We start from the raw sequence: 11,911 nt of genomic DNA, 5'->3' as shown, positions 1-11,911 counted from the left end.
TGCCTTACCCGTAGGCGCGCAGGAAGGCGTCCACGGCGCCTTTTACCACGGTGTCGATGTCCATTTCCGGTTCGGCACCATAAAGCATCGGATAAAACACGCTGGATTCCAGCATGCCTTTAAGATGCATCGCGGCCATATGCGCGTCACCTTTGGGCAGGTTGCCCCGCTCCATCACGGCGGCAATATAGGAGGCGATATCGTCCCAGCCGCGCTTGGGCCCAAGGCGATAAAGCGTTGCGCCAAGCCCGTTGTCTGTCGTTCCCTCGGCGATGGCCGTGCGAACACAGCACAGCGCCTGAGGCGCCGTGATGAAATTTACATAAGCCAGGCCAAACCGCATCAGAACCTTGCGAACGTCGGGTTCGCTTGGGTCCAACAGGTCGATCATGGCCTGTCCCTGTTCCTCCATGGCCTCGATCATGGCGGTGGCGAACAGCTCCTCCTTGGACTGGAAATAGCTGTAAAGAGTAGCTTTTGAACCGCCAACACGCGCCGAGATCTGGGCCATGCTGACCCGTCCGAAACCGACTTCGCGAAACAGGCTTGTGGCCGCTTCCAGAATGCATTGGCGGCGGGAATCCGATTTCTGCCGCATATTTCCTCTCATTTCTAAACCAGACTGTACAGTTTTCTCTTGACGAGGCAAGCAAAATCGATAACTGAACCGTACAGTATGGTTTTAAAGGTGAGCAAATGAGTCGCTTCCTCCCCCCGGCGTGGCACCCCACAGCAGCCCTGACCCTTGTGGCAGGGGCCCTGCTGGCCACGCCTGCCTTAGGCGCCAATCCCATCCCGTCCCCGGCGCCTAAGGCCCCCCAAACGTTCGCCGCCAGCCAAAGCCTGACCGCGCCGCAAGGCGATTGGCCGGTCGATGGCTGGTGGCGAACTTATGGCGATGAGCAGCTTTCCAAACTGATTGCCGAAGGGCTGGAAGGGGCCACCGACTTGCGCGTGGCCGAGGCGCGATTTGCGGCCGCCGCCGCATCTGTGGGCACGGCTCGTGGCGCCTTGCTGCCGACTGTTTCGGGCAATGGCGATGCGGGCCTTGCCAAGCAGAGCTACAATTACCTCTTTCCCGCCGCCTTTGCCCCCAAAGGCTGGCGCGAAACGAGTCAGGCCTCGCTAAGCCTCAATTGGGAAATCGACTTCTGGGGCAAGAACCGGGCGGCTTTGCGCGCCGCCAAGGCTGACCGTCTGGCCGCAGGCGCCGAAGCGGCGGCCGCCCGTCTTGCGGTATCGACCGGCATTGCCACGGCCTATTCTGACCTTGCCGCTGCCTATGCCGAACAGGACGCCGCGCTGGAGGCGGAAAAGATCCGCGCCCGCACATTGGCACTGATCGAACAGCGCCGGGATCAGGGGCTGGAAAATGAAGGCGCCGTGGCGCGTGCCCGTGCCAATCTGGCGACGGCGCAGGGCGATCTGGCCGCGATTGATGAACAGATCGCGCTCAACCGTCACCGTTTGGCGGCGCTGGTTGGGGCCGGTCCGGATCGCGGTCTTGCTATCGCACGCCCGGCTGTGACCAAACTGGCCAGCCCCGGTTTGCCTACCAATATTCCCGCCCAATTGCTGGGCCGTCGTCCGGATATGGTGGCCGCCCGCGCCCATGCCGATGCGGCGGCGGAACGGATCAAGGTGGCCCGCGCCGCATTCTATCCCAACATCAATCTGGCCGGGATGATCGGTTTGCAATCTTTGGGCCTGTCCAATCTGGTCAAGTCGGGATCGGAATATGGCTCGGTGGGTCCGGCTGTGACTTTGCCCATCTTTGACGGTGGCCGCCTTGTCGCCGCCAAGCGCGGGGCGCAGGCCGATTATGCCGTTGCCGTTGCCCAATATGACGGCACGCTGGTCCACGCGCTTCAGGAAATTGCCGATGCGGCCACCAGCCGTCAGGAACTGACCCGCCGCCTGTCCAGCGCAGAACAGGCCCAGTCCGCCGCCCAGGCGGCATGGGATGTTGCCAATAACCGCTATCGCGGCGGCCTTGCCACGGTTCTCGACGTGTTGGTTGCCGAAGATTCATTGATTGCCGCCCGCCGCGCCACCGCTGCCCTCAAAACTCGTGCCTTTGCCCTTGATGTCGCGCTGGTGCGCGCGCTGGGCGGTGGCTTTCAGGCTTAAGGAGTCCCCCCATGTCCTCCAAAACTTCATCCGTCGCCCGTATCCACGAACATGATGTGGAGCCTGATGCCGAAACCCTGACCGCGCAGAGCGATGAGGCCAACAAGGCCAAGCGCAAGCAGATGTTCACGCGTCTGGCGCTGGGCATTGCCGCGGTGGCGGTGGCCTATGGGGCCTATGATGTCCTCTATGCCTCGAACCATGTCGAAACCGACAACGCCTATGTGGGTGCCGACACGGCTTTGATCACCGCGCAGGTCGTCGCCCCCGTGCGCGAAGTCCTGGTTTCCGACACGCAGATGGTCAAAAAAGGCGACGTTCTCGTCCGCCTTGACGACACAGATGCTCGGATTGCGCTGGCCAAGGCTGAAGCCAATCTGGCGCTGACCGAGCGCCGGGTGCGCGGCCTGTCGGCCACCGACCTTGGCCTTGGCGCCCAGATTGCCGCACGCGCCGCCGATCAGGCCCGCGCCACGGCCAGCCTGACAGCGGCCCGCGCCGATGTGGAAAAGGCCGCGGTTGATCTGAAACGCCGCGAGGCTCTGGCCGCGTCGGGTTCGGTTTCGGGTGAAGAACTGACCGTTGCGCGCAGCGCCATGGCCACCGCCACCGCCAACCTTCGCGCCGCCGAGGCGGCTGTTTCATTGGCCGCCGCCAATCGTGAGGCCGCATCGGGCACGCGGGAAGCCAACCGTGTGTTGATCGAAAACACGACGCCCGAAACCAACCCGGAGGTGCTGGCCGCACGCGCCACGCGCGATCAGGCCCGCGTTGATCTGGAACGCACGATCATCCGCGCTCCCTTTGATGGCATCGTCGCCCGCCGTGCGGTTCAGGTGGGCCAGCGCGCCGAACCGGGCAAGAGCCTGATGTCGGTCGTCCCCGTGGGCGCCGCCTATGTCGACGCCAATTACAAGGAAGTGCAGCTTTCCAAGGTTCATCCGGGCCAGAAGGTGACGCTCAAGAGCGACCTTTATGGTTCATCGGTCGAATATCACGGCACGGTCGTGGGCTTTTCGGGCGGTACGGGTGCGGCCTTTGCCGTGGTTCCGGCCCAGAACGCGACCGGCAACTGGATCAAGGTGGTTCAGCGTCTGCCCGTCCGCGTCGCGCTGGATCCCAAGGAACTGGCCGCGCACCCCTTGCGCGTCGGCCTGTCGATGACGGCTGATATCGACGTTTCGAAATGATCAAGGCAACCTCTCCTGACCGGCCCTTGGAGGGGGCGCAATTATGGCTGGTGGTGCTGGCCATTGCGCTGGGCAATTTTCTGGTGGTGCTTGACACCACCATTGCCAATGTTTCGGTGCCGACGATTGCCGGTTCACTGGGCGTTTCGGCGTCACAGGGCAGCTGGGTGATCACATCCTATGCGGTGGCCGAAGCCATCACAGTGCCTTTGACCGGGTGGCTTTCGGCGCGTTTCGGCGCACAGAGGGTGTTTCTCACCTGCTATCTGTCCTTTGCGGTTCTCTCGGCGCTTTGCGGCATGTCGACTTCGCTGGGCATGCTGGTGGCTTGCCGCGTGGCGCTGGGTCTGTGCGGGGGGCCGATCATGCCTCTGGCGCAAACCTTGATGCTTCGCCTGTTGCCGCCGGAAAAGCAGGTGCTGGGCACGGTGATCTGGGCGATGACCACACTGGTCGGGCCGATTGTCGGGCCGGTGCTGGGCGGGACTTTGTGCGACAATGTTGGCTGGCCCTCGATCTTCTTCATCGGCGTGCCGGTGGCGGCGGCGGGCGGCCTGATGCTGTTGGTGCTGCTGCGCGGGCGCAAGGATGAAATCATCAAGGCGCCGATCGACAAGGTGGGTCTGGCTCTGCTGATCGTCTGGGTCGGCGCGCTTCAGATCCTGCTGGACGAAGGCCGCAACCATGACTGGTTCGCTTCGGTCGAAATTCAGGCTCTGGCGGTGATTGCGGCGATTGGCTTTGCCTGTTTCATGATCTGGGAGCTGACCGAAAAGAACCCGATTGTGGACCTGCGCATCTTTCGTCATCGCGGGTTTACGGCGGCGGCGCTGACCTATTCGGTGGGTTTCGGCGCTTTCTTTGCCACGGTTGTGATCCTGCCTTTGTGGTTGCAGCAAAACCTTGGGTATACCGCCACATGGGCGGGATATGCGACCGGGGTGATGGGGGTCTTTGCCGTCCTTTCGGCGCCCATCGTCGGGCAGATGGCCGAAAAATATGACCCGCGCAAAATCATCTTTGCCGGGATCATGGGGCTGGCGGGCCTTGCCGCATGGCGCACCAGTTTCAATAGCGACGTTACCTTCTGGCAGGCGGCGATGCCGACACTTTTGACCGGGCCGTTCATGGTGATGTTCTTCATCCCCACCATCGGCCTTGCCATGGCCAGCGTGGATCCGGGCGAGGAAGCCAATGCGGCGGGCGTGTCCAATTTCATGCGCACCGTGGCGGGGGCCTTTGCCACCTCGCTGGTCCAGACCGGGTGGGAGAATGAAGCGACGCGCTCGCAAAGCGCCATCGCCGGGGCCATGCCGCAAGGTCAGGCCACGATTGATAGCATGGTTGACGCCGGGCAAAGCCAGCAAAGCGCCATCGCTTCCTTGGATCAATTGGTTCAGGGGCAAAGCGTGATGTTGGCCACGCTTCACATCTTTGGCACCATTGCGGTTTGTTTTGTTGTGGCGGCGATGATCGTGTGGCTGGTGCCCAAACCCAAGGGGCCGATCGACACCAGCGCGGCGCATTGAACAAATAACCCGAACGGGTCGCAACGAAGGGGGCGGGAGAAATTCCGCCCCTTTTTCGTGGGCTAAGCGGCCGGGCGCTGCCATAAACCCCTTGCGTGGGAATGCGGCCCTCGATACTTGCACATCAGCGACAGGTTCCCCGCGAGGGGATCAAAAGGGAACACGGGTTCAAGACCCGGGCTGCCCCTGCAACTGTGAGCGGTGAGCCAGCGGCCCTATGCCATTGGGAGCAATCCTGAGAAGGCGGCCGAACCGGCGTTGACCCGCAAGCCAGGAGACCTGCCTGACGCGGTCGTTTTTCGGGCCGACAGGGTGTGCGGCGCGGACGGGGATGTTCCCTGAACAGCGACAATGTGGTTCCGCACGGCACGGTCGGGCGGCATGATTTGTCGTGTGTTTCATGCGGCATGGGTGCTGTGCGATGGGGTCGGGCGGGATGGGATCGTCAGGCCGAAGGAACATGCCCATGCCCGAATTGAATCAATTTTTTGCACCTTGCAGGACCGCATCCTGATGTTGCGCGCGGTGGACAAGGGGCCATGCGTGGTGGTCTGCTCGACATGCCGGGTTTCGGCCGATGAGAGAGAGGATAGCCAAGGCCGGCGCGGCGGGGCCTTGTTGGCCGAGGCTTTGCGGGAACGGCAGACGCAGGATCCCGACCTGTCCGGCGTGGCGGTCGAGGAAATGCCCTGTCTTTTTGCCTGTCAAAGGCATTGCGTGGTGCATATTCGTGCGCCGGGGCGGATCGGTTATGTTCTGGGCGATTTTACCCCCGATGGCGAAAGCGCGCAGGCGATACTGGAATATGCCGCGCTTCAGGCCGCCAGCGATCATGGCCAGGTGCCCTATCGCCAATGGCCGCAGGGCGTGAAGGGCCATTTCATCACCCGCACTCCGCCCGAAGGATTTGTCGCGACATGACTCATTTTGCCACGAAAGAGGCATTCCTTGCCGCCCTTTGCGGCTTGCCCGCTGTGGATGCGGATGCCGCAGCGCGGGCGCGCGCGCGCCAGGCGCAATTGACCAAACCGGCCGGATCCTTGGGGCGCCTTGAGGATCTGGCGATCTTCATGGCCGGGTGGAGCGGGCGCGAAAGGCCCGCACTCGACCATGTGCAGGGCATCATCTTTGCCGGCAATCACGGCGTCGCGGCCAAAGGCGTCAGCGCCTATCCCGCCGAAGTGACCGAGCAGATGGTCGCCAATTTCCAGCAGGGCGGAGCCGCCATCAATGCGCTGGCGCGCGCTTGCGGCGCGCATCTGACCATCATCCCGCTCGATCTGAACCGTCCGACCGGCGATATTTCAGAGGAACCCGCGATGAGCGAGGCGGAATGTCTGGCCGCTCTCAACGCAGGGGCGGGGGCGGTCGATCCGCGCGCCGATCTATTGTTTGTGGGCGAAATGGGCATAGGGAATACAACCCCTGCCGCCGCCCTTTGCGCGCTGGCCTTTGGCGGCATCGCGCGCGATTGGGTGGGGCGCGGCACAGGCGTTGATGCGCCTGGCATCGTGCGAAAAATGGCTGTGGTCGACGCAGCCCTCAATCTGCACGCCGGACTTTGCGATGATCCGTTTGAGGCGCTGCGCCGCCTTGGCGGGCGCGAGATTGCGGCGATGGCCGGCGCCATGCTGGCTGCGCGGTGGATGCGCATTCCGGTGATGCTCGATGGTTTTATTGCCAGTGCCTCGCTGGCGCCATTGTTTGTTGCGGCACCGGATGTGACCGCCCATTGCCTTGCCGCGCATTGTTCGGCCGAAAGCGGCCATGAGCGATTGCTGCAACATCTGGGCCTCGTTCCTTTGCTGCACCTTGGTATGCGATTGGGCGAGGGGAGCGGGGCGGCGGTGGCTGTGCCCTTGCTGCGCAGCGCTTTGGCCGCGCACGACCAAATGGCCACCTTTGAACAGGCCAGCGTGGCTGCGGCTTTGTGAAGGTGAGGTGCCTCCATCTGTTGCGTCATGGCGCGGTGGAACAGGCCGGGCGGCTGTGGGGGCATGGCGAGGCTGTGCCGACCATGGCCGGACTGGCCCATTGCCGTGAAAGGGTGTGCGGCCTGACCGTGGTGCGGGTCATTGCCTCCGATCTGTCGCGCGCCGCCACGGCGGCACAGGCGATTGCGCAGGATTTTGGGGCCGAATTGCGCCTTGATCCGCGATGGCGGGAATTGGATTTTGGGGCGTGGGACGGCGCTGATCCGGAGGATCTGGGCGCGGCGGTTCAGCGTTTCTGGGATGACCCAGTGGGCAATCCACCGCCCGGTGGCGAAAGCTGGGGTGTTTTACGCGAAAGGGTGGCCATTGCCCTTTGCGCGATCGACGATGATGCATTGGTCATCACCCATGCGGGCCCAATTAGGGCGGCGCTTTCGATCCTGCTGGGGCTGGATTATCGACAAACCTGGGCGTTCCATCTGCCCTATGCCTCGCTCATCAGCCTGCGCGTGTGGGATGACGGGGCGCAGGTGACGGGGCTTTGGGCGTGAAGCATCTGATCCTTGCGCTGCAATTTCTGACGCGCGTGCCGCTGCCCTCCATTTCGGCGGAAAGGTCGGACTTTGCCGCCGCGATGCGATGGTTTCCGGTCGCCGGGATTGTCGTAGGCGGCTTTGTCGCCATGGCGGTCTGGGGGCTGTGCCATATCGATCCCTGGGTGGGCGCACTGGGCGGCGTTGCGGCCTGGGCTTGGATGACCGGGGGGCTGCATCTTGATGGCCTTGGCGATATAGCCGATGCCGCAGGGGCCGCGCATAAAGATCCCGCACGGTTGCGCGATGTCCTGTCCGACCCCCATGTGGGCAGTTTCGGCGTGATCGCCATCGCTTTGCAATTGCTGGCCAAACTGGTGTTGCTGCGTGATCTGGACGCGGTTTTCTGGCTGGTCCCCATTGCCATGGCGGCGCGGGTCGGGCCTTTGGTCTGGACATTGACACTGCCGCCTCTGCACGAAGGGTTGGGCACGTTGTTTCGCGATGGGGTCAGTTGGCGACACGTGGCGCTTTGGGGGGCGATTATCGCTTTGGCCGCTCATTGGGCACCTTGGCTGCTGGTGGCGGTTCCGGCAATTATTATTTGGCGCATGTGGATCATGCGGCGCATAGGCGGCATATCGGGCGATAGTCATGGCGCAGGCATCGAGTTGGTTGAAACGGCCCTGCTGCTGGCATGGGCGGCGGCGCGATGACGGAGTTGTTCACGCACCATGGCGGCTCTCTTGCCGCCGCCGTCCAGCATTTTGGCGGCGGGTTTCGCGACTGGCTGGACCTTTCCACCGGCATCAACCCCGTGCCGTGGCAGGGGCAGGTCGAAATTGACTGGTATCCTTTGCCGGGTGCGCAGGATTTGGCCGAACTGGAGGCCGCAGCGGCCCAGCATTTTGGTGTGGCGCCCCAATTCTGCTGTGCTGTTCCGGGCAGCGAAATGGCGCTGCGTCTGATGGGGCAATGGCTGGGGCGCGGCGCCTATCACTGGCCGTCCTATCGCACCCATGCTTCGGCTTTTCCCGAAGGCGCTGCGGGCGATATTAACAGCGGCACGGCGGCGCTGTTGCTGGCCAATCCAAACAATCCCGACGGGCGGATTGTTGCGCGTGATGATCTGCGCGATTGGCATGATCGCCTGATGCGCCGCGATGGCTGGCTGGTGGTGGATGAAGCCTTTGCCGATGCGGCCCCGCAGTTTTCGGTCAGTTCCAAGGTCGGGCAATGGCCAAGGCTGATTACCTTGCGCTCCTTTGGCAAATTCTTCGGTCTGGCGGGATTGCGGCTGGGTTTTGTGATTGCTCCGCCGGAAGTGACAGCCATGTTGCGCGCTATTTTGGGCGATTGGCCGTTGAGCGCAGGGGCCATTGCGATGGGGCGCGCGGCCTATCAGGATGCAGCGTGGATCGCACAGGCGCGCCGCGATTTGGCGCAGCGGGCCACGCAGATGGACAGACTATTGGCGGGCCATGGGCTGAAAACGCGCGGGGCATGTCCGCATTTCCGCCTGATCGAGGACGATGCGGCCCAAACCCTGTTCAACACGTTGGCGCAGGCGCACATTCTGAGCAGGCCCTTTGATTATGCCCCCCATTGGTTGCGATTGGGCATTCCAGCGCGGGATGAGGATTTCGAACGATTGGACAAGGTGCTCGCCGATGGGTGAGTTGTTCATTTTGGGGGCGATGGCGCTGGATTTGGCGCTGGGCTGGCCGGGATGGTTGTACCGGGCCGTGGGCCATCCGGTGGGACTGTTCGCATGGTTGATCGACCGTGCGAGACGATATGGCAATCGCGCCAGGTTCGCGCCGGTGACAAAGCGGGTTTTCGGGGTATTGACCGTTGCGTTGCTGGTGCTGGTTGCGGGCGGCGGCGCTTGGGGCCTTCAAAATCTGGCTCAAGCACTACCGGGATCAACCTTGTGGCTGGCTATTTTGGCATGGCCCGGTTTGGCCATGCGCAGTCTGGATGACCATGTTCGTGCCGTTTGGCGCCCGTTGAAGATGGGTGATGAGCCCCAAGCGCGTCGGGCGGTGGGCATGATCGTCGGGCGCGATACGGCGCAATTGGATGCCGATGGCGTCGCCCGCGCGGCGATTGAAAGTCTGGCCGAGAGCTTTTGTGATGGGATCGCGGCCCCGCTGTTCTGGTTGGTGGCTTTGGGGCTGCCGGGATTGTGGGTGTATAAGGCGCTGAATACGGCCGACAGTATGATTGGCCATCCTGAACCGGATTTGCGCGATTTCGGATGGGCCGCCGCGCGCAGCGATGATGTGGCCAACTGGATACCGGCGCGTCTATCCGGCGCTCTGTTATGTATGATGGGTGGCGGGTGGCGGATCATGTGGCGCGATTGCCGCCGTCATGCCTCGCCCAATGCCGGATGGCCCGAAGCCGCCATGGCCGGGGCCATTCACGCCCGACTGGCCGGGCCGATCAGTTATGACGGCGTCTTGCGCGATAAGCCGTGGATCGGTGATGGACCACCGGCGGGTTTGGCGCAATTGGCGCGGGCATTGTCGGTCTATCGGCGGGGCTGCGCGCTGATGTTTGTCTTGGTGGGGGTTTTATGGCTGCGATAATGTTGCAAGGCACCGGGTCGGATGTCGGCAAATCGGTGCTGGTGGCCGGTATTTGTCGCGCTCTGGCCAACAGGGGGCTGTGCGTCATGCCTTTCAAGCCGCAGAACATGTCGAACAATGCAGCCGTCACCAGCGACGGCGGCGAAATCGGGCGCGCGCAGGCATTGCAGGCCTTGGCGGCGCGGGTGCCGTTGCACACCGATATGAACCCGGTTTTGCTGAAACCGCAGGCTGATCGAACGTCGCAACTGGTGGTTCACGGGCGGGTGCGCGGGACGCTGGGTTCGGGCAATTTCCGCGAAGGGCGGCGTGGCCTCCTGCCCGAAGTGCTGGACAGTTTCGAAAGGCTGCGGGCCAATTGCGACATTGTCGTGGTGGAGGGGGCAGGGTCGCCCGCGGAAATCAACCTGCGATCCGGCGACATCGCCAATATGGGCTTTGCACGAGCGGCGTGCGTGCCGGTGGTGCTGGTCGGCGACATTGACCGGGGCGGGGTGATTGCCTCGATCGTGGGTACGCGGGCGGTGATTGACCCCGATGATGCCGCGATGATTCATGGGTTTATCATCAACAAGTTTCGCGGCGATCCGGCTCTGTTTGCAGATGGTTACGCGGCCATTGAACAACGTTCGGGGTGGCGCGGCTTTGGGCTTGTGCCTTGGTTAGGCGATGTTGTCCGCTTGCCCAGCGAGGATGCGGTGGTGCTGGAAAAGGGGCGGCATATTGCGGGCGGCAAGTTGATCGTCGCCTGTCCCATCTTGCCGCGCATTGCCAATTTCGATGATCTTGATCCGCTGAAAATGGAGCAAGGCGTCGAGTTGGTGATGATCCCTCCGGGAACGCCTATCCCGGCGGAGGCGGGGTTGATTGTGCTGCCCGGTTCAAAGGCGACATTGGCCGATCTGGCGTTTCTGCGGGCGCAGGGGTGGGATATTGACATTCTGGCGCATCATCGACGCGGCGGTGCGGTTTTGGGCATTTGCGGCGGATATCAAATGCTTGGTCGCAGCATTGATGATCCCCATGGAATCGAGGGCGCGCCGGGCAAGGCTCCGGGGTTGGGATTGCTTAATGTCTCTACGGTGCTGGGCGAAAGCAAGATGTTGCGTGAGGTGAGCGGAACAGCTCTGGGCGCGGGGTTTGCCGGATATGAAATGCATATGGGGCAAACCGAGGGCTATGTTCCGCCATTCGCCCGCTTTGATGATGGGCAGACAGATGGCGCGATCAGCGCGGATGGTCTGGTGATGGGCACCTATTGCCACGGGCTTTTGGGTTCGACCCGATTGCGGGCGGCCCTGTTGGCGCGTTTGGGCATTGCCTCGGATCAGCGCGATTATGCCGCAGAGGTTGACGCTGCGCTGGACGCTGTGGCAGCGGCATTGGAGGAGCATCTCGATATGGACGGACTTATCGCGCTGGCGCGGGACGCGGCATGACGAGTTTGTTGATATTGGGCGGCGCGCGTTCGGGCAAAAGCCGTTATGGTCAGGCGTGGATAGAAGCCCATTCCGGCCCCTTGACCTATATTGCCACGGCGCAGGCATTTGATGATGAAATGGCGCATCGTATTGCGCAGCATAGAGCGGATCGCGGACCGCGTTGGCGCACGATGGAGGCGCCGATTGACCTGCCCCGCGCAATTGTTGCGGCGCAGCACGAAGGTGGAGCCTTGCTCGTCGATTGCCTGACGCTGTGGTTGTCCAATCTGATTTTGGCGGATCACGATTGCATCGCAGCAGGGGACGCATTGTGCAGCGCGATAGAAAAATGCTGCGTTCCTATTGCGCTGATCGCCAATGAGGTAGGGCTGGGCATTGTCCCCGATAACGCCCTGGCGCGGCGGTTTCGGGATGAGGCCGGATGGCTCAATCAGCGGATCGCAAAAGTGGCGCATGAAGTCGTATTTGTCGCCGCCGGATTGCCATTAACGCTCAAGTCTTTGGCTTGAATATGCCATAAGGCTTCCCATGGATTCTTGACCAGTTTCGGGGAAGTTTT

12 protein-coding genes and 1 riboswitch are annotated in these 11,911 nt (G+C 62.6%); of the genes, 11 read left to right on the top strand and 1 reads right to left on the bottom strand.

The window, feature by feature from the left end; genetic code table 11:
* Nucleotides 1-4: 4 nt before the first annotated feature.
* Complete coding sequence (locus ACZ9HU_RS03275; protein ID WP_476102262.1) at nt 5-598, bottom strand: TetR/AcrR family transcriptional regulator; 594 nt, start codon at nt 596-598, stop codon at nt 5-7.
* A 98-nt stretch (nt 599-696) separates the two neighbouring features.
* Between ACZ9HU_RS03275 and ACZ9HU_RS03270 the strand changes: the two genes are divergently transcribed.
* The 11 genes from ACZ9HU_RS03270 to cobU all read left to right on the top strand — a co-directional run bounded on the left by ACZ9HU_RS03270 (nt 697) and on the right by cobU (nt 11,861).
* Nucleotides 697-2,130: an efflux transporter outer membrane subunit gene (locus tag ACZ9HU_RS03270; RefSeq protein ID WP_476102260.1), complete on the top strand. Its 1,434-nt coding sequence runs from the start codon at nt 697-699 to the stop codon at nt 2,128-2,130.
* An 11-nt stretch (nt 2,131-2,141) separates the two neighbouring features.
* Complete coding sequence (locus tag ACZ9HU_RS03265) at nt 2,142-3,320, top strand: EmrA/EmrK family multidrug efflux transporter periplasmic adaptor subunit (RefSeq protein WP_476102258.1); 1,179 nt, start codon at nt 2,142-2,144, stop codon at nt 3,318-3,320.
* Entirely contained in the window at nt 3,317-4,849 is a 1,533-nt protein-coding gene (locus ACZ9HU_RS03260) for a DHA2 family efflux MFS transporter permease subunit (RefSeq protein WP_476102256.1), read from the top strand. Before ACZ9HU_RS03265 ends, ACZ9HU_RS03260 begins: the two co-directional genes overlap by 4 nt.
* Nucleotides 4,850-4,964: 115 nt before the next feature.
* Nucleotides 4,965-5,150, top strand: a riboswitch (cobalamin riboswitch).
* Nucleotides 5,151-5,362: 212 nt separating this feature from the next.
* Entirely contained in the window at nt 5,363-5,770 is a 408-nt protein-coding gene (locus ACZ9HU_RS03255; protein ID WP_476102414.1) for a DUF1636 family protein, read from the top strand.
* A complete protein-coding gene (gene cobT, locus ACZ9HU_RS03250; RefSeq protein ID WP_476102254.1) occupies nt 5,767-6,783 on the top strand; it encodes a nicotinate-nucleotide--dimethylbenzimidazole phosphoribosyltransferase in 1,017 nt (338 codons plus the stop codon). Before ACZ9HU_RS03255 ends, cobT begins: the two co-directional genes overlap by 4 nt.
* 2 nt (nt 6,784-6,785) lie before the next feature.
* On the top strand, nt 6,786-7,334 hold the full coding sequence (locus ACZ9HU_RS03245; RefSeq protein WP_476102252.1) for a histidine phosphatase family protein: 549 nt from the start codon (nt 6,786-6,788) through the stop codon (nt 7,332-7,334).
* Nucleotides 7,331-8,032 carry an adenosylcobinamide-GDP ribazoletransferase gene (locus ACZ9HU_RS03240; protein ID WP_476102250.1) on the top strand — a complete coding sequence of 234 codons (702 nt, stop codon included), beginning with the start codon at nt 7,331-7,333 and terminating at the stop codon, nt 8,030-8,032. The genes ACZ9HU_RS03245 and ACZ9HU_RS03240 overlap by 4 nt, the downstream gene beginning before the upstream one ends.
* Nucleotides 8,029-8,994: a threonine-phosphate decarboxylase gene (locus ACZ9HU_RS03235; RefSeq protein WP_476102248.1), complete on the top strand. Its 966-nt coding sequence runs from the start codon at nt 8,029-8,031 to the stop codon at nt 8,992-8,994. The genes ACZ9HU_RS03240 and ACZ9HU_RS03235 overlap by 4 nt, the downstream gene beginning before the upstream one ends.
* Nucleotides 8,987-9,910: an adenosylcobinamide-phosphate synthase CbiB gene (gene cbiB / locus ACZ9HU_RS03230; RefSeq protein ID WP_476102246.1), complete on the top strand. Its 924-nt coding sequence runs from the start codon at nt 8,987-8,989 to the stop codon at nt 9,908-9,910. Before ACZ9HU_RS03235 ends, cbiB begins: the two co-directional genes overlap by 8 nt.
* Nucleotides 9,898-11,349: a cobyric acid synthase gene (locus tag ACZ9HU_RS03225; RefSeq protein ID WP_476102244.1), complete on the top strand. Its 1,452-nt coding sequence runs from the start codon at nt 9,898-9,900 to the stop codon at nt 11,347-11,349. The genes cbiB and ACZ9HU_RS03225 overlap by 13 nt, the downstream gene beginning before the upstream one ends.
* A complete protein-coding gene (gene cobU / locus ACZ9HU_RS03220; RefSeq protein ID WP_476102242.1) occupies nt 11,346-11,861 on the top strand; it encodes a bifunctional adenosylcobinamide kinase/adenosylcobinamide-phosphate guanylyltransferase in 516 nt (171 codons plus the stop codon). Before ACZ9HU_RS03225 ends, cobU begins: the two co-directional genes overlap by 4 nt.
* Nucleotides 11,862-11,911 lie beyond the last annotated feature (50 nt).

The organism is Novosphingobium sp. Sphag1I, from assembly GCF_056279125.1.
Note: the sequence above shows the minus strand (reverse complement) of the source record. Positions and strands in the feature narration are given on the sequence as shown.

Bases quoted from the DNA above. Each gene is read 5' to 3' on its own strand.
- cobU (WP_476102242.1), top strand. From the start codon at position 11,346: ATGACGAGTTTGTTGATATTGGGCGGCGCGCGTTCGGGCAAAAGCCGT.
- ACZ9HU_RS03225 (WP_476102244.1), top strand. From the start codon at position 9,898: ATGGCTGCGATAATGTTGCAAGGCACCGGGTCGGATGTCGGCAAATCG.
- ACZ9HU_RS03255 (WP_476102414.1), top strand. From the start codon at position 5,363: ATGTTGCGCGCGGTGGACAAGGGGCCATGCGTGGTGGTCTGCTCGACA.
- ACZ9HU_RS03260 (WP_476102256.1), top strand. From the start codon at position 3,317: ATGATCAAGGCAACCTCTCCTGACCGGCCCTTGGAGGGGGCGCAATTA.
- cobT (WP_476102254.1), top strand. From the start codon at position 5,767: ATGACTCATTTTGCCACGAAAGAGGCATTCCTTGCCGCCCTTTGCGGC.
- ACZ9HU_RS03265 (WP_476102258.1), top strand. From the start codon at position 2,142: ATGTCCTCCAAAACTTCATCCGTCGCCCGTATCCACGAACATGATGTG.
- ACZ9HU_RS03270 (WP_476102260.1), top strand. From the start codon at position 697: ATGAGTCGCTTCCTCCCCCCGGCGTGGCACCCCACAGCAGCCCTGACC.
- cbiB (WP_476102246.1), top strand. From the start codon at position 8,987: ATGGGTGAGTTGTTCATTTTGGGGGCGATGGCGCTGGATTTGGCGCTG.
- ACZ9HU_RS03275 (WP_476102262.1), bottom strand. From the start codon at position 598: ATGCGGCAGAAATCGGATTCCCGCCGCCAATGCATTCTGGAAGCGGCC.
- ACZ9HU_RS03235 (WP_476102248.1), top strand. From the start codon at position 8,029: ATGACGGAGTTGTTCACGCACCATGGCGGCTCTCTTGCCGCCGCCGTC.